The sequence below is a fragment of the Azorhizobium oxalatiphilum genome, assembly GCF_014635325.1.
Lineage (GTDB): Bacteria > Pseudomonadota > Alphaproteobacteria > Rhizobiales > Xanthobacteraceae > Azorhizobium > Azorhizobium oxalatiphilum.
Genome location: NZ_BMCT01000005.1, coordinates 451,100 through 471,244, shown reverse-complemented (window position 1 = coordinate 471,244; position 20,145 = coordinate 451,100). Strand labels below are relative to the sequence as shown.

At 62.6% G+C, this 20,145-nt stretch carries 15 protein-coding genes; 2 read left to right on the top strand and 13 right to left on the bottom strand.

Features of this window, described 5'->3' with window-relative positions:
• Positions 1-213, bottom strand: a 213-nt coding sequence (locus IEW24_RS18785) for a MucR family transcriptional regulator (RefSeq protein WP_188581443.1), incomplete at its 3' end; no start/stop codon positions are given.
• A 500-nt stretch (positions 214-713) separates the two neighbouring features.
• Positions 714-1,016 carry a helix-turn-helix domain-containing protein gene (locus IEW24_RS18780; protein ID WP_188581441.1) on the bottom strand — a complete coding sequence of 101 codons (303 nt, stop codon included), beginning with the start codon at positions 1,014-1,016 and terminating at the stop codon, positions 714-716.
• Between the two features lie 691 nt (positions 1,017-1,707).
• Here IEW24_RS18780 and IEW24_RS18775 point away from each other — a divergent pair.
• Entirely contained in the window at positions 1,708-1,917 is a 210-nt protein-coding gene (locus IEW24_RS18775) for a hypothetical protein (RefSeq protein ID WP_188581439.1), read from the top strand.
• A 276-nt stretch (positions 1,918-2,193) separates the two neighbouring features.
• Here IEW24_RS18775 and IEW24_RS18770 read toward each other — a convergent pair whose 3' ends face one another.
• Positions 2,194-2,457 carry a hypothetical protein gene (locus IEW24_RS18770; RefSeq protein ID WP_188581437.1) on the bottom strand — a complete coding sequence of 88 codons (264 nt, stop codon included), beginning with the start codon at positions 2,455-2,457 and terminating at the stop codon, positions 2,194-2,196.
• Positions 2,458-2,952: 495 nt separating this feature from the next.
• Between IEW24_RS18770 and IEW24_RS18765 the strand changes: the two genes are divergently transcribed.
• Positions 2,953-3,975 (top strand): helix-turn-helix domain-containing protein, encoded by a 1,023-nt coding sequence (locus IEW24_RS18765; RefSeq protein WP_188581435.1) that lies wholly within the window; start codon positions 2,953-2,955, stop codon positions 3,973-3,975.
• Between the two features lie 348 nt (positions 3,976-4,323).
• Here the strand turns inward: IEW24_RS18765 and IEW24_RS18760 are convergent, their stop codons facing one another.
• The 10 genes from IEW24_RS18760 to nrdR form a co-directional block, all read right to left on the bottom strand.
• Positions 4,324-5,451 carry a response regulator gene (locus IEW24_RS18760; protein ID WP_188581433.1) on the bottom strand — a complete coding sequence of 376 codons (1,128 nt, stop codon included), beginning with the start codon at positions 5,449-5,451 and terminating at the stop codon, positions 4,324-4,326.
• The gene (locus tag IEW24_RS18755; protein ID WP_188581431.1) at positions 5,448-9,059 is read right to left on the bottom strand and encodes a response regulator; all 3,612 of its coding nucleotides are present in this window, start codon (positions 9,057-9,059) and stop codon (positions 5,448-5,450) included. Before IEW24_RS18755 ends, IEW24_RS18760 begins: the two co-directional genes overlap by 4 nt.
• Positions 9,060-10,427: 1,368 nt before the next feature.
• Positions 10,428-14,144: a vitamin B12-dependent ribonucleotide reductase gene (locus tag IEW24_RS18750; RefSeq protein WP_188581429.1), complete on the bottom strand. Its 3,717-nt coding sequence runs from the start codon at positions 14,142-14,144 to the stop codon at positions 10,428-10,430.
• A gap of 435 nt (positions 14,145-14,579) precedes the next feature.
• Positions 14,580-15,572 carry a thiamine-phosphate kinase gene (gene thiL, locus IEW24_RS18745; RefSeq protein WP_188581427.1) on the bottom strand — a complete coding sequence of 331 codons (993 nt, stop codon included), beginning with the start codon at positions 15,570-15,572 and terminating at the stop codon, positions 14,580-14,582.
• A gap of 71 nt (positions 15,573-15,643) precedes the next feature.
• A complete protein-coding gene (gene nusB / locus IEW24_RS18740; RefSeq protein WP_188581425.1) occupies positions 15,644-16,123 on the bottom strand; it encodes a transcription antitermination factor NusB in 480 nt (159 codons plus the stop codon).
• Positions 16,120-16,608: a 6,7-dimethyl-8-ribityllumazine synthase gene (gene ribH, locus IEW24_RS18735; RefSeq protein ID WP_188581423.1), complete on the bottom strand. Its 489-nt coding sequence runs from the start codon at positions 16,606-16,608 to the stop codon at positions 16,120-16,122. Before ribH ends, nusB begins: the two co-directional genes overlap by 4 nt.
• Positions 16,609-16,641: 33 nt before the next feature.
• Positions 16,642-17,253, bottom strand: coding sequence for a riboflavin synthase (locus tag IEW24_RS18730; RefSeq protein WP_188581421.1), 612 nt, complete (start codon positions 17,251-17,253; stop codon positions 16,642-16,644).
• A gap of 167 nt (positions 17,254-17,420) precedes the next feature.
• Positions 17,421-18,149, bottom strand: coding sequence for a GGDEF domain-containing protein (locus IEW24_RS18725; protein ID WP_188581418.1), 729 nt, complete (start codon positions 18,147-18,149; stop codon positions 17,421-17,423).
• Between the two features lie 293 nt (positions 18,150-18,442).
• On the bottom strand, positions 18,443-19,588 hold the full coding sequence (ribD, locus tag IEW24_RS18720) for a bifunctional diaminohydroxyphosphoribosylaminopyrimidine deaminase/5-amino-6-(5-phosphoribosylamino)uracil reductase RibD (protein WP_188581416.1): 1,146 nt from the start codon (positions 19,586-19,588) through the stop codon (positions 18,443-18,445).
• Between the two features lie 19 nt (positions 19,589-19,607).
• Positions 19,608-20,126, bottom strand: a complete 519-nt coding sequence (gene nrdR / locus IEW24_RS18715) for a transcriptional regulator NrdR (protein WP_188581414.1) — start codon at positions 20,124-20,126, stop codon at positions 19,608-19,610.
• Positions 20,127-20,145: the final 19 nt, after the last annotated feature.

Sequence of the window (20,145 nt, the reverse complement as noted above, 5' to 3'; positions counted from 1 at the left end):
CGGGGTGACGGATTTCTTAATCGGGACTGCTGGCTTAAGCTCGGCGGCAACAATTTGGGACGCAGGCTGATTGGCTGCGTTCAAGCTGGCATGTACTGCGCTAATGAGCCCTGCCAGTTGGTCTTGCGCGATCGAGTTGTTGCTGACGTATGAAGCAACAATCTCCGCGGCGAGCGCAAGAACAAATCCGTTCGACTGATCAGCTCGATTCATGACATAACCTTCTTAAAATCGCGGAGAGCGTCTGCCAGAGGACCGTGCATCGGCCTGGTCGATCATGGACGATCTATTCAGTTTTCCGCGGGCTGCTGGCCTCTGAACTGCCATTCGAATTCGTGTTAGGCGTGCAACCTTCGCGATCGCCCTTTTCGATCGCGATGCCGTTGTCCTGAACCGGAGCCTCGAATGTACGGGTCCTCGCGAGGCGTGATTTCCGCGCAGCTGCGACCGCCTCATCCCAAACGGGTCCCTTTACGAGATCAAGGTCGTCGGACCAAGGATCGTCCGTAAAGGGCCCCCAGCTACTCGATCGGTGCTTTGGTTTATCCCCGTTCATCGGCGGCCTCCGCGTATCTAGTATCACCATGAAACGTCAGATACGTTCACCCCGCATGTCTCAAAGCCTCGGGAACACCGACGGCACTTCCCGAGAGCTCTGGAAAATCCATCGGGAGGCAATCAGCATCATACAGTCGCGACTCGGCCGTCGGCTTTCACATCAGCGCATCCAGCCCCTTGCGGTCTACCAGGTTGAGCAGCTTGATGGCTGTCCCATTGGGTTTCTTCGTTCCTTGCTCCCAGGCAGCGATCGTAATTTTCTTAACGTTTAAGAAGGCGGCGAAGACGGCCTGGCTCACCTTGGCCTTGGAGCGAATGCGCTGAATGTCGTCGGCAGAGTAGGCAGGAAGCTGCGGTAGGGAAAGAGCGTCGAACTCGCGCATGGTGACGTCGTCGATCAGGCCTGCCTGCTTCAGGCCTACAGCATCAGCGTGCACATTCTTTAGAATCTGACTCATCGCAACTCACTTAAGCATAGCCCCTGTTCCGGTGCGATTCCGACATGGAATCGGTGATGCCCAACTGTCTTTCTCCGATCCCCAGCAGCGCCATCTTCGCGCACTACAGTGTAGCTATATCACCGCGTGATACAGCTCTTACTCCGAAGTATGCCCTATAGCACTCCCCATCCTCTTCCCGGTCCGGTCGTCTTTGATCGGCGTTTACCCGCGCGATAACACCGTGGGGGACGGAGGGCATCAGCTGGCTGAATTAACGGTTGGCCAAGTCAGCCAGGAACGAAGTACCTCGCACGCCACGGATCAAGCGTCGTTGGGCCCCTCCCAATCTGGCCCAATTCGCGTGATGAGGTGACAAGCGCGGCGCTGTAAAAGCGTTGGCGCCGGAATGGTCGGTCATCCGCAGCAAGCCGAACACCGTTCGCGTGAAGCGGGCATCGCATTGTCTGCCATACCCGCAAGCGGTTGTACCGTGGTGAGCACGACCTCATCGAGCAGCTCTTCTCCAAGCTGAAGCATTTCGCGTTGCGACCGCTAAGACAAGCGTCAGCGTTCTCGTTCGCCCGCAGACGCGGGACATTTGATCAAGTTTCAGGGATGCAACGACAAGACGGAAGTCTTTTCATCGCGACGCATCCGCGCAACTATCCGCATCATTGTAACGTGCGCGGAACGCCGAGGGACAACGCAAATGAGAGATCAGAAGGATCACACCGAAGACGCCATCGCGCCCGGTGTCGCGCAGAGCGATCCCAACGCTACTGTCGACAAAGCCCCGCTGTCCGATGAGCAGCTCGACGCAGCATCGGGGGGACTAACAATCTTCATCAAGGATACGGTTAAGCCAAGTGGCTTCCTTCCCACAGCGTGGCAGGTGCTCGAGACTCCCAGGGGATACTGAACACAAAGTGTTCAGCAGAGCGGAGATGTAACGGTCACGAGCTGTGGATAGTCAATACCAGCCCGTCATCCCAGAGCTTGTCTCACCCCTAATGGATAAACGATAAAGTCAGCGCGGGGTCAAAAACGCCCGCGCTGACTTTTGCTTGTTTCTGTTAGATAGTACCATGCGGTGAACCTTGTCGTCGTGACGGCACTTCCGCTTGAGGCACCAGCGTGGCCACAACCGCTAGCTGACAAAACCGTGCCCGCAGTTATTGAACCTGCGATTCCCCACTTACGACATATGAACGTGCCGCCAGCCCGCACCGTTTACCACGTCAAGGCTCTCATCCGAGAGCGGCTCTGCCTCGCGAGGAGGCATCTGATCACGAGCCTGAGCAATCAATGCTTCAGCCTCGTTCATTTCCAGACCGCAGCCGCGGGAGGCAGCATAGGCCATAAGCGCGTCTGCGCTGGAAAAGACGTTCTCCAACGTGCCGAGTTGCCCCGGCTCCAGTCCGAGGTTCTCCAAGAACGTCTTTAATGACGAAATGCTCATTGCAATATCCCTATATTCTCTATGGCATGCGGCGCAGCGCGCGAATTAGTCCCTAATGATCCGTGTGGCGCCCTTGACGTTGACCGGTGGTGGCGGGAGAAGGAGGCCCCCCGTCACCTGATCCAGTTCCACCTCCGCGAGCGGAACTTGAAGTTCGAATGGCGTTTTTTGCGTCTGCGCGGCGGGCATATCAGACGCTTCGTCCTCACTCTTCATAATGTCCCCCTCTGCGCACCAAGTTCCAACGTCGGCACGGCACAAGAATGGAATTTACAATGGATGTGGCCACAGCATTTGTCTGGCTGTCCCGCGTGATTTATCCAGGCGTCTCAATCTTTTCAGCCGACGATGACGCCGTCTCATGCTGAGTGGCGGGACGTTCTGGCAAGTCCGTATGCCTCAAGGAGTTGATGAGGCATTCCTTTTCGGAAGATTAGCTGAAATAGCCTATTACGAGCGATGGTCGATAGTGGTCGCTGGGTCGGGAGAACGCGTATGTCTGGGGGCATTCCGTCCAGAAGATTCAGGACGCTCGAAACGGACAAGGTGGATCAGTTCGGCCTCTACCACGACCACATGAGACCGATCTACGACGTGTCATCCGATGGTGGCAGCATGACGGGGTTCGCCGCCGATATGACCGCATATCATATGGGTGGCATGCTGGTCGGTGCATCCGGCTTTTCCGATCACACCATCGGGCGCAGCAAGCGCAAGATCGCACGCACGGACATGGATCACTTTCTGGTGCAACTGCACCAGACCGGTGGCCTCACCGCCGACGCCGACGGCAACCCCATGCGGGTGGGTGCTGGGGATGTTTCACTGATCGATCTGGGCCGCCCTTTGGAGGGACATGCAAGCGCCTCGCAGACGATCGACGTCATCATGCCACGCGCGTTCCTGCCCGAGCTCGCGCGGATGCGGCAAACGCCGCACGGGACGGTGTTGAGCGGCGAAGGCGTGATGGGCGGGATTCTGGGCGACTTCCTGTCTTCCATGGCACGAAGGCTCGATGTCGCCACCGCCCGGGATGCCGGCCTGCTTACCCGCGCAGCAGCGGATCTAATCACAACCTGCTTCCAGTTGGAGCCAGTCGGCGCGAGAGCAACGGAGGGGTTGAATCTGGCAGCCTCCGAACGGGCGAGACGCTACATTGATGCCAATCTGTCGAAGGCGGAGCTCGTTCCCGAGCGCGTGGCGCGGGAGGTGCGGATGTCGCGCTCTAGCCTGTACCGCCTGTTCGAGCCCGAAGGCGGGATTGCGACATACATCAGGACAAGGCGGCTCGCAGCGGCCCTGCACATGCTTACGCATCCGGCTCACGCAGGAATGCGTATCGGTGAGATTGCCTTTCGCTGCGGCTTCAGTAGCGAGGCGCATTTCAGTCGCGTGTTCCGCAGCGAATTCGAGATGACGCCAAGCGCAGTGAAAAGGCGCGCGCGCCAAGAGCCGGCTCTGATCACTGCGCCCCTCGGTAAAGGCCCCTGGATCTCCTCTCTGAGCGCAACGGATTGAGATACTTGCAGTGCACCTAATCCGGTCCTCGCCATCCTACGGCCCATTAAATCCCCAAAGCGGACGTCACCAAGGGGGCCGAAAGCAGACTGTCCGCTTCTAACGTCACGCCAGTCAAAGCGGACGTCGTGGTTGACCGACGTGGCATCCTGAAGTGCCCCTTAGCCGCAGTTCGCAACGTCCGGTTTTTGGCATCTTCCGGATATCCGAAAATGAGAACTACCACCAAGGTTCGAACGGGTCTTCCCCCGTCAGTCATCAGGTCTGCCGCGGCGCCGCGTTGATACCTTGTAAGGCGAGTATGTTTCCGTTTCAGCACACAGAAATCCGGCCTATAGACTATTGGCTCTAGGCTTTTGCATTCACATTCTCTTCGCTATCTGTAAAGCGCTCGGCGATGTCGCTGAATTCCTTTTCGATCTCGAGAAATGTATCCACCATATCTGGATCAAAGTGTTGGCCTCGCCCCTCTCGAATGGTTGCGGCAGCCTGCTCATGCGAGAGGGGCTCCTTGTAGACCCGCCTTGAGATGAGGGCATCATAAACGTCGGCCACAGCCATGATCCTCGCCAGAACCGGAATCTCTTCGCCAGCAAGCTTGTTCGGATACCCGGAGCCGTCCCATTTCTCCTGATGAGAATAAGCGATCTCGCGAGCTATTCTCAGGAAGCTGCTCGGCTTGTCGATCAGCCTTTCCGCTGCCGCAATGGTATCGCGTCCGAGTGTTGTGTGGGTCTTCATGATCTCGAACTCCTCAGGAGTAAGCTTCCCCGGTTTGAGGAGGATCGAATCCGGAATGCCGACCTTTCCAATGTCGTGCAATGGCGCCGACTTGTAGAGCATCTCGATCACGTCGTCGGTAAGCACCGCCGCGAACTTGGCATTGCCCTGGAGCTTTTTTGCCAAGGCCTTCACGTAGTTCTGGGTGCGGCGCAGATGGTTGCCGGTCTCGTTGTCCCGGGTCTCAGCCAAGGACGCCATGGCCATGATGGTTACATCCTGCACCACTTGGACTTCGCGCGTGCGCCTCGCGACTTCGTTCTCCAGATACAGATTCTTGTCTCTCAGGAAATCTGCCGCCGCCTTCAGGGCGAGTTGGGTTTTGATGCGGGCCATGACGATCGGCGCAGAGATCGGTTTCGTGATGTAGTCCACCGCGCCGACATCGAAACCCGTTTGCTCGTCATGAACCTCCGTCTTCGCGGTGAGGAAGATGACCGGCACGTCGCGCGTGCGTGGATCGGCCTTGAGGCGCTGGCAGACCTCGTAGCCGTCCATGCCTGGCATCATGATGTCGAGCAGCACGAGATCGGGCGGCGTTACTGACAATGCCAGCCTGAGCGCACGCTCGCCATTATTGGCCACCATCGTTTCATAGACTGGGCTGAGCAACCCGTTCATGAGGGTGAGATTCTCCGGCGTGTCGTCGACGATCAGCACGGTCGGCTTGCTGTTGGCGGGGGCTTCGCTGTTCATGCGTGCTCCTCTTGCAGTGGTATGTCGTGCCTCGAAGCGGCCTGACGCAGGATAACAAGCGCGGTGTCGAAGTCGTAGCTGTTTACTGCTTTCTCAAGGGCAGCATAATCACTGCCGGCGAACACAGGGCGTATTCGCTCGCTCACCTTCTGCAAATGGTCCACGGCCTTGCCCTTGCCCGCCGCGAGCAGTCCGGCGAGCTCGATGACATATGATGCCGAGTCAGCTCTGCTGGCTTCATCGCCGTTGCCGACGACGGAGGTCGCATTTTGCAGTTCCGCCAGCGCTTCGCCCAAGGAGGCCATGCTGCGCGCCAGCTCGCTTTCGAAAGCAGACAGCGCACCGCTTATGCCCGCCCGGGCTTTCAGGGCTGCTTCCAGCTCGGCAGCCAGTGTCGATAGCTGCCCAAGCCCGATGTTGGCGGCGACACCCTTCACGGTGTGGGCGATACGCTCGGCGTCAGCAATGCCCTGCGTATTCAATGCGTCGGCGATGCGCCCGGCCGCATCTACCTCTTTGTCGACGAACTGTCGAAGGAGGCTCAAGTATAGCTTACGGTTGCCGCCCACGCGGCGCAGGGCACTGACAGCGTCGAGGCCATCGAACTCCGGAAGTGCTTCATTATCCACCCGCTCCGGGACCGGTTCGACCAATGCAACTTGCCGCTCGAGGGAAGGTTTGGGGAGCCAACGCAGCAATGTCTGGAACACAACATGCGCTTCGAGGGGCTTGGTGATGTGGTCCACCATGCCCGCCTCTATGCAGCGTCTGCGTTCCTCCGGCATGGCATGCGCAGTCATAGCGATAACGGGAATGGCGGAAAGCTGCGGATCGGCGCGGATCAGACGCGTCGCCTCGATGCCATCAATTTCCGGCATCTGCACATCCATGAGGACGAGGTCGTAAGCGTCGGGCCGCGCCTTCAGCATATCGATGGCTTCGCGGCCATTACTGGCGAGGACCACAGATGCGCCTGCGCCGCGCAGAAGCTCGCCGGCGATCTGCTGGTTGACCTCGTTATCTTCAGCCACCAGAAGGCGCGTACGGTCCAGCCGCGGCGTTGCGGTGTCCGCCGCATCACCGGGGGACTGGTGATCTTGTGGTGCGAACAGCTTGACGAGCGTATCCAGCAGGGACGACTGGCTGACGGGTTTGACCAAGAAGGCGCTTAGGCCGACCGTTTCCGCGTCCGCACGAACATCCTCCAGTCCGTAAGCGGTCACCATCACCATAAGGGGAGAAGTCTCTCGCTGGCTTATCCGGCGAGCGGTTTCCAGGCCGTCCATGCCCGGCATTCTCCAATCCAGGAACACCACCCCGTAGGGATGATCCGCATCGGCGTCATCCAGGGCGGCAAGAGCCTGTTCGCCGGAAGCGGCTGCACTGACAGCCAGCCCAAGGCCGCGCAGTAGCTCGGAAAGAATCTCCCTCGCCGACTTGTTATCGTCCACGATCAAAGCGCGCATGCCGTTCAGTACTTCGGGGATCGGCTTTCTGCGTACCGGTTGCTCATCCAGACCCAGCCAGGCTGAGAATGAGAAAGTGCTGCCATCGCCCGGCGCAGATTCCACCTGGATGCTGCCGCCCATCATTTCCACCAAGCGCTTGGTGATTGCGAGACCCAGCCCCGTCCCACCATATTTGCGTGTGGTTGAGCCGTCCGCTTGGCTGAAGGCCTGAAATAATCTGCCTGTCTGCTCCGGAGTCATGCCTATGCCTGAGTCCCGCACGACCACCCGCAGCAGTGCCTTCTCGCCCGCGCGTTCGGGACACCGCACCGAGACTGAAATCTGACCACGCTCGGTGAACTTGACCGCGTTGCTGACCAAGTTGACCAGTATCTGGCTCAGCCGCAACGGATCGCCGATCAAGCCCTGCGGCACATCCGCAGCCGTATCGAACAGCAGCTCCAACCCCTTGTCGTGAGCCTTCTGCGCGACTAGCGCGGAAACATTGTCCAGCATTTCATCCAGCCGGAACCGAATCTGCTCCATCTCCAGCTTGCCGGCTTCGACCTTGGAGAAGTCGAGAATGTCGTTGATGATGCCCAGGAGCGACGTCCCCGCATTGTGTATCTTGGAGACATAGTCGCGCTGCTTGGGGGCCAGGTCGGTCTTTAGGGCCAGATGTGACAGGCCGATGATCGCGTTCATCGGTGTGCGGATTTCGTGGCTCATATTGGCGAGGAAATCGCTCTTGGCGCGGGTGGCGACTTCGGCGATCTCCTTGGCGCGCAGAATGTCGGCTTCAACGTTCTTGCGATCGGTGACGTCGCGCACCGAAGCGCACACACAAACGCCGCGCCCTGCCAGCATCGGTAGCCTAGACAATCCAACTTCCACGGGAAACTCGCTGCCATCCCGACGCAACCCGTGAAGATGTTGCCCGAGAGTGCCCATTGCGCGCGTCGAGCCATGAGCTGCGAACCCGTCGCGCAGCCCGACGTGACGGCCGCGGATCGATATCGGCACCAGAGTCTCGATGGCCCTTCCGATCAGCTCGCCTTCGCCATAGCCGAACATCGCTTCGACTTTCGGATTTGCCAGCATTATGGTGCCGGTGCCGTCGATGACCACCATGCCGTCGGGGGCAGATTGGATAATGCTGCGATACCAAACCTCTGTCCTGCGCAACTGTTCGGAGGCGAGTTGGGCGGCTTCTTCGGCGGCCTTGCGTTCGCCGATCTCGCGCTTGAGCCGTCGGTTGGCTAGCAGAGCCGCGACAAGGACCAGGAGGGCGCCCAATCCAAGGGGAACGGCCCATCGCAGGATGCTAGGCAGGTCGATCCCTTCTTCCTTAAAGGAGGCCTCGAACAACCCATATTCCACCAGCGAGACGTGGTAGTAGCTATTCCAGTTGCGGTCCAGTTCTGAATCTAGCTGATTGCTTTTTTGAAAGAATGTTTCAAGTAATTGCGCCAGCAGTGGCGCTGAAGAACTTATCCCCCAGCCGACTTTCACGGGATCGCTCACCGGAAACAGGATAGCGAGGTGCTGCACATCCTCGCGCACCCATCTCAATGCACCCTCGCTGCCGAGGATGGTGAAGTCCGCCTCCTGTCGGGCCGTCATGCGGATGGCTTCGAGAGTTGGCGCGTTACGGATTATCACCGGACGGGAGCGGAACTCGTCCTGGTTGGCGGCAACGAGCCACGCCTCATAGGCGGTGCCCTGCTGGACTGCCGCGACACGCCCCGCCAGATCCGCCTCGCTTTTGATCTCGGCGCGTTGCGCTGGGTTGGCGACCACGACGTTGCGCACATTGTAATAGGGCACCAGCCGCATCTTGGACGCACGCCAGTCGACGATGTGGAGGTCGTTCGGAAACAAATCGCAGCTTCCGTCGGCCAGTAGTTGGGACTCATAGGTTTGGTCGCGCACGATGACGCCGGAGGCGTTCAGGAACTGCTCATCGAAGCTGCCCAGACGCTTGACCTCCGCTTGTACGCCGAGAAATCGGGCGAAGGCCTCGGCATTGGCTTGGTAGAAATCGGCACTGGAGCCCGCGACGCAGACGCGCAACACCCCGCTGTCCAGGATTTGGCTGAGTTCGCGGCCAACTGCCGGTACGGTTCCCAGAGCGGCAGTACCCGCCACTGCCAGCAACATCAGAAGCCTATTCACGGAAGCCTCTTTCGATCGAGCTCGAACCCATATGGCGACCTCGTGACCCGTAGGCTCTGAGGCCGGAGCACGGATTCATGCGTCCACTGCCATGTATAGGATACTGGCGGAATGTAAGCTCGGGTGCCAATTGGGGGCCACACTGTACCGTAGCTGCTCGCCTTACGATAATCCTCGAAAAGTCAGAGCCAAAACCATCGTCGCGCCAGCAGTCGCCGGGACGCACGAATCCCAAATGCCGGGAATGCGCGCTGCGATCTCCGCGCTCAGCGCAACGTCTGCTTTCAGGAAATCGCTAACCTGATCTCTATGGCAAAGATGGGGGCGCAAAGCGGCCGTCGCTGGAAGGGCGGTCGAGGGCACGCAGTGTTTCAGATGCTGTCATCATCGAGGGGCGCGATGCCTCACTGCGCACATCGCTATGCAGATCGGGTGACGTGCCGCCTCTGGTGCATTCCCCCGGCACAAAGTCGCAGTGATTAACGTCCGGCCGGTGGCAGACGACCTACTCGGCTACCGGCGACCTGGTAACCTCTGAAGCCCTACTCACTGTCGCCAGGATCGGAACGTTTCTGTCGCCAGTGGTGGCCACGATGCCACTGTCCTTCGTCGGAGCCTCAACTTTTCGGGTCCTCGCGAGGCGTGATTTGCGCGCAGCCGCGACCGCCGCATCCCAAACAGGCCCCTTCACCAGAAGATCGTCGGACCAGGGATCGTCCGTAAAGGGCCTCCAGCTACTCGAACGGTGCTTTGGTCTATCCCCGGTCATCGGCGGCCTCCCCGCACCTGGCTGCAATCGAAAACGTCAGCGACGTTATCAATGCCCTGGCATCGGGTGCAATCGTCCTCGTCGCATCTGGACTGCGTCGGCTCCGAGGAAATGGCTGGTTGGAACAGTCTACGCTGCTCCAGCTCACATGTGCGGAATCAACACCGGTTGAAGAAGCGCACCGATGCCACGGCCATCGAGGTTCAGCTTGCTTGGATACGGAGACTGACGTTCGCGCATAATTGCACGCGGCAACTGACCCGGCGTTTCCGAAGATAGTCGCATGTAGGCGGCGTCGAGGAGAATGCCAATCTTGCAACAGTCTTCACGTCAAGAAGCGCACTCGGCCGACACAAGAAGCGTCGACGAGCACCACGGACATGAGCTCCCACCACTGGGCCAACGAAAACAGCCCGCCGCAGGGGTGCGACGGGCTGATTTCAGCTCTCGAAGAGCAGCTTCTTCAAAGCCGCACAATCATTGGGTTTTAAAATCGCACCCCAAACTATGGGGGACCAAAAACCCATTTCGTCGCCAGATTCACATATCCTTTGCGAACATGGACACAAAACGCCCCCCAGCTCTCACGAGCAGCCAGTCGTCCCGCCACAGGTGTCGCACTTCAGGCAGGTGCCGTTGCGAACCATGGTGAAGTTCATGCACTCGGGGCAGGCCTCGCCCTCGTAGCCGCGGGCGCGGGCTTCGGCGCGGCGGTCCTGGGTGCGGTCAGCCGCTTTCCAGGGCAGCGACTTGTCGAGCAGGCTCTCAACAGCCGCCTCGATCTCCGCCACCTCTTCCGCCGCCTGAATCTCGGCATCCTGCTTTAGCGCGGTGGCGCCGTCGGTGCGGGCGCGCAGAACCGTCACATTGTCCGTGGCCGAGCGCGCGTCGGCCGTGGTCTGCGGCACCAGAAGGCTCACGTTCTTGCCGCGCACGAGGCCCTTGGAGACGACGCGGGCCGCAGGATTGGGCGCCTTGCCCTCGTCCACGCCCTTGCCGAGCGCGTCGAAGCCGGTCTCCTGATGGTCCACATGCCCGAGGTCGTGACGGGCGAGGTAGGACACCGCCAGCTCGCGGAACACATAGTCCAGGATCGAGGTGGCGTACTTGATGGTGTCGTTGCCCTGCACCGGGCCGGCAGGCTCGAAACGGGTGAAGGTGAAGGCGTCCACATACTCCTCCAACGGCACGCCGTACTGGAGGCCCAGCGACACCGAAATGGCGAAGTTGTTGATGAAGGAGCGGAGCGCCGCGCCTTCCTTGTGCATGTCGATGAAGATCTCGCCGAGGCGGCCGTCATCATATTCGCCGGTGCGCAGATAGACCTTGTGGCCGCCCACCACCGCCTTCTGGGTGTAGCCCTTGCGGCGGTCCGGCATCTTCTCGCGATCGTGCGTGTTGCGCTCGATGACGCGCTCGATCACCCGCTCAACAATCTTCTCGGTGACAGTAGCGGCACGCGCGGCGGCGGGCTGGGCCACCAGCGCCTCGACCGCATCCTCCTCGTCATCGTCATCGGAGACGAGCTGGGCGTTCAGCGGCTGCGAGAGCTTGGAGCCATCGCGATAGAGCGCGTTGGCCTTCAGCGCCAGGCGCCAGGAGAGAAGGTAAGCCGCATGGCAATCCTCCACCGTGGCGTCGTTCGGCATATTGATGGTCTTGGAGATCGCGCCCGAGATGAACGGCTGCGCAGCAGCCATCATGCGGATGTGGCTCTCCACCGAGAGGAAGCGCTTGCCGATGCGGCCGCACGGCGAGGCGCAGTCGAACACCGGCAGATGCTCGGCCTTGAGGTACGGCGCGCCCTCAAGGGTCATGGCGCCGCAGACATGCACGTTGGCAGCGTCGATGTCGGCCTTGGAGAAGCCGAGATGAGCCAGCAGGTCGAACTTCATGTCGCCGAGCTGGGCCGGCGTCACGCCGAGGGACTTCACGAGGAACTCCTCGCCGAAGGTCCAGCGGTTGAAGGCGAACTTGATATCGAACGCCGTCTTCACCGCGGCTTCCGCCTTGGCGATGGCCGCGTCGTCAAAGCCCTTGGCGCGCAGCGAACCGTGATTGATGGCCGGGGCCTGCGCCAGCGAGCCGTGGCCCACCGCATAGGCCTCGATCTCGGCCAGCTGCGCCTCGCTGTAGCCCAGCGTGCGCAGAGCCTCCGGCACGGCGCGGTTGATGATCTTGAAGTAGCCGCCACCGGCCAGCTTCTTGAACTTCACCAGCGCAAAGTCGGGCTCGATGCCGGTGGTGTCGCAATCCATCACCAGGCCGATGGTGCCGGTGGGCGCGATCACGCTGACCTGCGCGTTGCGATAGCCGTGCTCCTCGCCCAGCTTCAGCGCCTTGTCCCAGGCGGCCTTGGCATGGTCGACGATGCGGGCATCCTTGCAGGAGGCATGGTCCAGCGGCACAGGCGCCATGGACAGGGCCTCATAGCCCTTGGCCTCGCCATGGGCGGCGCGACGATGGTTGCGGATGACCCGCAGCATCGAATTCGCGTTGTCCTTGTAGGCCGGGAACGGGCCCAGTTCCTTCGCCATCTCGGCGGAGGTGGCGTAGCAGATGCCGGTCATGATGGCGGAGATGGCGCCGCAGATGGCGCGACCCTCAGCCGAGTCATAGGGAATGCCGGCGGACATCAGGAAGCCGCCGATATTGGCGTAGCCGAGACCCAGCGTGCGGTACTCGTAGGACAGCTCGGCGATGCGGCGCGAGGGGAACTGCGCCATCAGCACCGAGATTTCCAGCACCATGGTCCACAGGCGCACGGCGTGCTCGAAGCTCTCCACATCGAAGCGCTTCTCCGCATCGCGGAACTGCAGCAGGTTCAGCGAGGCGAGGTTGCAGGCCGTGTCATCGAGGAACATGTACTCGGAGCACGGGTTGGAGGCGCGAATCTCGCCGCCGGCCGGGCAGGTGTGCCAGTCGTTCACCGCGGTGTGGAACTGGATGCCGGGGTCAGCGCAATGCCATGCGGCGGCGCCGATCTTCTCCCACAGGTCGCGGGCCTTGATGGTCTTGTGGACCTTGCCGTCGGTGCGGCGGATGAGATTCCAGTCCGCATCGGCCTCGACCGCGCGCAGGAAATCGTCGGTCACGCGCACCGAATTGTTGGAATTCTGGCCGGCCACCGTGATGTAGGCCTCGCCGTCCCAATCGGTGTCGTAGATCGGCACGTCGATGTCGGTGAAGCCCTGGCGGGCGAACTGGATCACGCGGCGGATGGCGGCATCCGTCACCAGCGCCTTGCGGGCGGCCTTGATCTCGCGCTTCAGGGCCGGGTTCTTCTCCGGATCGAAGCAGCTGTCGCCCGTGCCTTCGCAATTCACGCAGGCCTTCAGCACGGCCTTGAGATGCTTGGCGTTGATCTTGGAGCCGGTGACGAGGGAAGCGACCTTCTGCTCCTCGACAACCTTCCAGTTCACATAGGCTTCCACGTCCGGATGGTCGGCATCCACCACCACCATCTTGGCGGCGCGGCGGGTGGTGCCGCCGGACTTGATGGCGCCCGCCGCGCGGTCGCCGATCTTGAGGAAGCTCATCAGGCCGGACGACTTGCCGCCGCCGGACAGGCGCTCGCCCTCGCCGCGCAGCGCGGAGAAGTTGGAACCGGTGCCGGAGCCGTACTTGAACAGGCGCGCCTCGCGGACCCACAGGTCCATGATGCCGCCATCGCTCACCAGATCGTCGGAGACGGACTGGATGAAGCAGGCGTGCGGCTGCGGGTGCTCATAGGCGGACGAAGACGAGGTCAGCTCGCCCGTCTTGTAGTCCACGTAGAAATGGCCCTGGCCGGGACCGTCGATGCCATAGGCCCAGTGCAGGCCGGTGTTGAACCACTGCGGTGAATTGGGCGCGACCATCTGCATGGCCAGCATGTAGCGGTGCTCGTCGAAGAAGGCCTGCGCGTCGGCCTCGCTGTCGAAATAGCCGCCCTTCCAGCCCCAGTAGGTCCAGGTGCCGGCCAGACGGTCGAATACCTGCTGGGCGGTGTGCTCGCCGACGATCCGCTCCTTCTCCGGCAGCGCCGCCAGAGCGGCCTCGTCGGGCACCGAGCGCCACAGGAAGGAGGGAACATCGTTCTCCTCCACCTTCTTCAGGCGCGCGGGCACGCCGGCCTTGCGGAAATACTTCTGCGCGAGAATGTCGCTGGCGACCTGCGAGAACTGCGCAGGCACCTCGATGCCTTCCTGGCGGAAGACAACGGAGCCGTCCGGATTGCGAATCTCGCTGACGGTCTCGCGGAATGCGATGTCCGCATAAGGCGAACGGCCTTCCGTGGTGTAGCGGCGTTCAACGCGCATGACCGTATGCTCCCTTAAGCGCAGGGCCCCGGTCGGGGGCTAAATAGATGGTCTTCGACAGGCCACGACGCAACGTTGGGTGCGGCGCATTCGCCACCCCAGAGCCGGACCGCTGTGTTTGGAAAGGGCAGACGCCTAGATCTGGGCCCCCCGGCCTCAGGTCGTCGGCGTCGCTCTTGAATGTGGCAACGCTAAAGCGAGTCTGGCGCTGCCGTCAAACACAGATTTGGGGGCTCCTGGAGCGGAGTGCCTACTAAATATAGTGACAGGCGCCCTGTTAATAAACCCCTAACGGCCCTTTTGCCGGCGGTGTTTGCGGCCATTTCCGGGCTGTGGAAAGGCGGCTCGAGGGGCGTCTTTACGGCCCCTCCTTATGCACATCATCCACAAGCGCATGTGGGTTTTGTGACATGTCGTACCGTCGCACTTGCGCGCTCAGAAATGGCTGAAACTACCGTGCGCGAGCTGGAGGGGGTGCCCGTCGCGCCCCACTACATCTAGTCCCTCGCCCCGATAGGTCTCACCAATGACACTGACCGGCACCCCCGCAGCGGCCGCTGCGGCGCGGAACATGGGCACGGCATCCAGCGGCACGGTAGCGGCAATCTCGTAATCGTCCCCGCCCCCCAGCGCCGTCGCCAGAAGCTCAGGCTCGACCTCGATGGCAACGCGGGCGGCTTCGGACAACGGCACCTGTGACGCACGCAGCAATCCGCCACAGCCCGAAGCCGCCAGCATCTTGGTCACGTCGCCTACGAGACCATCGGACACATCCATGGCGCAGGCGGCATGGGCACGCAGGGCATCGGCCAGCGCCAGGCGCGGCTGCGGATGCAGGTAGCGATCCGCCAGATGCGCCCTGCCCGCCTCCGGCAGATCGCGAAAACCCGCGCGACCGGGATCAAGCCGCAGCTGCAAGCCGAGCGCCGCATCGCCAATGGTGCCGGAAACGAGAATCGCCTGCCCCGGCGCGGCGCCGGTACGCGGCACGAAGCCGCCGGAGGGCACGGCACCAAAGGCGGTGATGGAGAGCGAGATCGGCCCCGGCGTGCTCACCGTGTCGCCGCCGAGAATCGGGCAGCCGAACAGGTCGGCATCGGCGCCCAGCGCCAAGGCGAAGGCTTCCAGCCATGCCTCATCCAGCGGCCGGGGCAGAGCCAGCGCGAGCAGCGCACCAAGCGGCTGCGCGCCCTTCGCCGCCAGATCGGACAGGTTCACCCGCAACGCCTTGCGCGCCACGGAGGCCGGGGAGTCGTCGGGAAAGAAATGGACGCCCGCCACCAGCGCGTCCTTGGTCAGCACCAGATCGCAGCCGGGCGGCGGGGTCAGCAGGGCCGCATCGTCAAACAGCCCTCGCGCCGCCGGACTGGTGGCGATGGGCCGGAAGAAGCGGCTGATGATGTCGTCCTCGCCCGTCCCGGCTGTCATGAGGCATCCCCGGCCATGGCGCATTCCCCTTCACGGCGCGCCCTTCAGCGGGGCGCGTCCGTCCACAACGCTCAGACAGCGCCCTTGGAAAACTCCTCGGCGCGCAGCTTGCGGGCGAGGCTGTCCAGCACGGCATTGACCATGCCCGTCTCGTCACGGTCGAGGAAGGCGGCCGCCACGTTCACGTACTCCGCGATCACCACGCGGGCCGGCACATCCGGCTTGCCCACCAGTTCGAAAGCCCCGGCGCGCAGCACCGCACGCAGCACCAGTTCCACCCGGCGCAACGGCCAGCCGGCGGTCAGGGCCTCGTCCACCATGGGATCGATGGTGCGCTGTTCGGCCAGCACACCATGCACCACCGTGCGGAACAGGTTGCGGTCGGCTTCCGGATAGACCGTGCCTTCCACTTCCTGGCCCAGCCAATGGCTTTCGAACTGCGCCAGCAGCTCGTTCACCGGCGTGGACGCCACATCCATCTGGTAGAGCGCCTGCACCGCCGCGAGGCGGGCCGCGCTCTTGCGCATGGGTTTGGAAGCCTGATCGCTCATGCCGTGCCCCGGCGCTTCAGGCGCACCAGCGTCAGCGCCGCCTCGGCGGCGCCGCCGCCCTTGTTGCCCTCGGTGAGGCGCGCGCGCTCCCAGGCCTGCGCCTCGGTTTCCACGGTCAGGATACCGTTGCCGAGCGGCAGGGCATGGGCCAGCGCCAGATCCATGAGGCCGCGCGAGGATTCACCCGCCACGATCTCGAAATGATAGGTCTCACCCCGGATGACGCAGCCGAGCGCCACCACGGCCTCGATCGGCTCGTCTTCCAGCTCGGCCTGCTCCAGCGCGATCTCGGCGGCGATGGGGATTTCCAGCGCGCCCGGCACGGTGATGACCTCCACCACGCAGCCCGCCGCTTCCAGCACGGCGCGCGCGCCGGCCAGCAGTTCGTCCGCCAGCGCCTCGTAATAGCGCCCTTCCACAATCAGCACGCGGGCGCCCGGCACGGGCTCCCCGGTGCGCGCGCCTTCAGTGCGCGTGCTTACCATTGTCTTCTGTCTCCGCTTTGGGCGCGTGAAGTATTAGGCCGGCTCGAACTGCGCAAGTCGCGCGGCATAGCGGGCCATCAGATCCACTTCGAGATTGACCTGCGAATCCCGCGTGACGCCACCCCAGGTGGTCACAGCCAGCGTGTGGGGAATGAGCAGGCAGGAAAAGCGATCCCCCTTCACCGTATTGACGGTGAGCGAGGTGCCGTCGAGGCACACCGAGCCTTTCGCGGCGATGAAGCGCGACAGCGGCTCCGGCACTTCGAAGGTGAAGCGGCTCGTTTCCTCGAAATCGTCCCGCTGCACCACGCGGGCGATGCCGTCCACATGGCCGGTGACGATGTGCCCGCCCAGTTCGCCGCCGATGGTCAGCGAGCGCTCCAGATTGATGCGATGGCCTTCGCGCCAGTCCGACACGGTGGTGATGGCCAGTGTCTCGGGGGCGGCGTCCACGTAGAAGACCGTGCGCTTGGGGCCGCGCTTCTTGACCTTGGTGACGGTCAGGCACACGCCCGAGCATGCAATGGACGCGCCGATGTCGATGGAACCTGCCTTGTAGTCCGTGGCGATGCCGAAGCTCCGCACCTCGTTGTGCACTTCCACATCGACGATTTCGCCAAGGTCCGTGACAATGCCTGTGAACATGGAAAGTCTGCTCGATCTCACGGTCGGCCGCAGCCCCCGGCGGCTCCTCCCGCGAAAGGCGGGATAAGCGCGGGATCGCTACGGCGCAACGGGTACCGGCACCGGGCCGGAAGCGAGCTTTCCTATGGCACGAATGACCCCGCGCCACCAGTCCCGGAGGACCGCCCTCAGGACATGGCCTGCGAGCGGTGGGCGCAGATGCTGACCCGGTTGCGTCCCTCAGCCTTGGAGCTGTAGAGGGCCCGATCGGCCTCCATCAGCATGGTCTTAAGGCCCTCCTGCCCGGGGAAACCGACACAGAGCCCGAAACTGGCGGTCACGCGCCCCACGTCGAGGTCATCGATGCGTGCGGCCTCGATGGCGAGCCGCAGCCGCTCCATGGCGTGCGCGGCCTGTTGCCGCGTGACGTTGGGCATGACGATGCAGAACTCCTCGCCTCCGATGCGTGCCAGAAGGTCATAGGTGCGCACATTCATCTGGGCCATCTCGGCCACGGTGAACAGCACACGGTCGCCGGCCTGATGGCCATAACGATCATTGAACTGCTTGAAGTGATCGATGTCGAAGATGGCCACCGCCACGGAACTGGTCTCCCGCCGGGCGCGGTCGAAGACCAGAGCCGCCTGCTCAAACAGCCAGCGGCGGTTGCGCAGGCCCGTCAGGGGGTCGGTGTTCGCCTTGTGCTCCAGATGGTCGAGCATGTGCGACACCTCGCTGAGCAGCCCCTCCACCGAGCTGGACAGCTCCACCATCTCGTCTCGGCGCTGACGAGGCTCCTCCTTGAGCCCGCGGGCGCGCCGATACTCCTCCACGGCCTTGATCACCCCCCGCACGGGGCTGAGCACACGGAACGAGAAATAGAAGGATACGGCCACGCCCAAGACGGTAGAGGCCAAGGTTCCGGGAATGAGAACCAGAAGATCGATCCGATTGGCGACCACTGTGTAGGAAATGACGAACAGGAGAGGTATGTGGATGGCTATAAAGGAAACTAGAAATAAATTCGAGACAATTGAGTTAGCAAGATACCTCCGAGCTTTGGTAAAAGCGATAGAAGCGCGTGCAACCCTCGTCCCCGCCATGTCCCACACCTCCAAAGAAGCGGTGCGTACTCCCCAGCCGCACATCAGATGAACCATCGCTGAATACGCTGCGATGATCATCTATTGATTGATGGCATAGAATATGGCTATCGCCGCAGCATACGCAACAATTGTTGTGGTCCGAGTTGCTGGCGCTCAACGCTCTCGAACCCCACGGGCGAGATCAGTCGTGAGAGGGGCTGGCCATGCAGGGCATCAATGGCATCCGCGCCCAGCATCACGGGATCTTGAAACACCGCCACCTCGTCCACGAGGCTCGCATCCAGCAGAGCAGCGGCGAGGCGCGAGCCCCCCTCCGCCATCACCCGCGTCACCCCCAGCAGCCCCAGCACATGCAGGGCAGCCTTCAGGTCCACATGCCCGCTCGCCCCGCGCGGCACGCGGTAAACCTCCACGCCGAGACTGACCAAAGCAGCTTCCCGGCCAGCAGGCGCATCCTCGGCACACATCACCCAGAGCGGCACTTCACTGGTGGTTCGCACCAGTCGCGACTCGAGCGGCATATGCAGATCGCTATCAAGAACCACGCGCACCGGAGAACGGCCGGTCACGCCCGGCAGGCGGCAGGTCAACAGCGGATCGTCGGCCATCACCGTGCCGATTCCCACCAGAATCACGTCGGCGACGGAGCGCATGACATGCACCCGCTCATTGGCCTCGGGGCCGGTGATCTGCACCCGCTGCGGCCCCGTTCGGCCGATCTTGCCGTCACCCGAGACCGCCATCTTCAGCAGCACATGCGGACGGGCGCGGGTGACGCGGCTGATGTGGCCGGCATGGTCCAGCAGGGCCTGCTCGGCGCCCACGCCCACCGTGACCCAGAGCCCCGCCGCGCGCATGCGGGCAACGCCCCTGCCCCGCACGCGCGGGTCGGGATCCTCGATGGCGGCGATGACGCGGGTGACGCCGGACGCAATCACAGCATCGGCGCAGGGCGGCGTGCGGCCGTAATGGGAGCAGGGTTCAAGGGTGACGTAGAGCGTGGCGCCGCGCGCCGCATCCCCGGCCTGCGCCAGCGCCAGCGGCTCCGCATGGGGCCGGCCGGCGGGCGCCGTGCCCGCGCGGCCAAGAATCTGCGGGCCACCGGAGGTCGGGCGCACCACGAGGGCGCCGACCGAGGGATTGGGCCAGGTCCGCCCGAGGCCGAGACGACCGACGGCGAGCGCCTCGGCCATCAGGGCCTCGTCTTCCTCGGGAGAGCTGACGGTGGCTGCGGCCGGGCGGACACTCATGAATGGCTACTCCTGCGCGCTACTCCGGCTCCGGCTCGCGCGTCTCACCACGCTTGAGCTTGGCCAGCGCTTCGGCCTTCTTGCCGTCGCCAAGGTTCAGTTCGCCCAGAAGGCTCTCGAAATCCTTGGCCTCGCGGAAATTGCGATAGACCGAGGCGAAGCGCACATAGGCCACGTCGTCGATCTGCTTCAGCCCTTCCATGACCATCTCGCCGACGGTCTCGGACTGGATCTCGGTATCGCCCAAGCTCTCAAGCTGTCGGACGAGCCCGGACAGCATGCGCTCGACCCGCTCGGTTTCCACCGGGCGCTTGCGCAGAGCGATCTCCACGGATCGGGCGAGCTTGTCACGGTCGAACGGCACCCGCCGCCCGGAGCGCTTCACGACCATCAGCTCGCGCAGTTGCACGCGCTCGAAGGTGGTGAACCGCCCGCCGCAGTCGGGGCAGACCCGACGGCGGCGGATGGCCGTATTGTCTTCGGTGGGGCGGCTGTCCTTCACCTGGGTGTCGAGACTGCCGCAATAAGGACACCGCATGAGAGCCCCCCCTCTCCGC

Coding starts and splice junctions, on each gene's coding strand:
- IEW24_RS18780 (WP_188581441.1), bottom strand. CDS start 1,016: ATGAGTCAGATTCTAAAGAATGTGCACGCTGATGCTGTAGGCCTGAAG.
- IEW24_RS18775 (WP_188581439.1), top strand. CDS start 1,708: ATGAGAGATCAGAAGGATCACACCGAAGACGCCATCGCGCCCGGTGTC.
- IEW24_RS18770 (WP_188581437.1), bottom strand. CDS start 2,457: ATGAGCATTTCGTCATTAAAGACGTTCTTGGAGAACCTCGGACTGGAG.
- IEW24_RS18765 (WP_188581435.1), top strand. CDS start 2,953: ATGTCTGGGGGCATTCCGTCCAGAAGATTCAGGACGCTCGAAACGGAC.
- IEW24_RS18760 (WP_188581433.1), bottom strand. CDS start 5,451: ATGAACAGCGAAGCCCCCGCCAACAGCAAGCCGACCGTGCTGATCGTC.
- IEW24_RS18755 (WP_188581431.1), bottom strand. CDS start 9,059: ATGTTGCTGGCAGTGGCGGGTACTGCCGCTCTGGGAACCGTACCGGCA.
- IEW24_RS18750 (WP_188581429.1), bottom strand. CDS start 14,144: ATGCGCGTTGAACGCCGCTACACCACGGAAGGCCGTTCGCCTTATGCG.
- thiL (WP_188581427.1), bottom strand. CDS start 15,572: ATGACAGCCGGGACGGGCGAGGACGACATCATCAGCCGCTTCTTCCGG.
- nusB (WP_188581425.1), bottom strand. CDS start 16,123: ATGAGCGATCAGGCTTCCAAACCCATGCGCAAGAGCGCGGCCCGCCTC.
- ribH (WP_188581423.1), bottom strand. CDS start 16,608: ATGGTAAGCACGCGCACTGAAGGCGCGCGCACCGGGGAGCCCGTGCCG.
- IEW24_RS18730 (WP_188581421.1), bottom strand. CDS start 17,253: ATGTTCACAGGCATTGTCACGGACCTTGGCGAAATCGTCGATGTGGAA.
- ribD (WP_188581416.1), bottom strand. CDS start 19,588: ATGAGTGTCCGCCCGGCCGCAGCCACCGTCAGCTCTCCCGAGGAAGAC.
- nrdR (WP_188581414.1), bottom strand. CDS start 20,126: ATGCGGTGTCCTTATTGCGGCAGTCTCGACACCCAGGTGAAGGACAGC.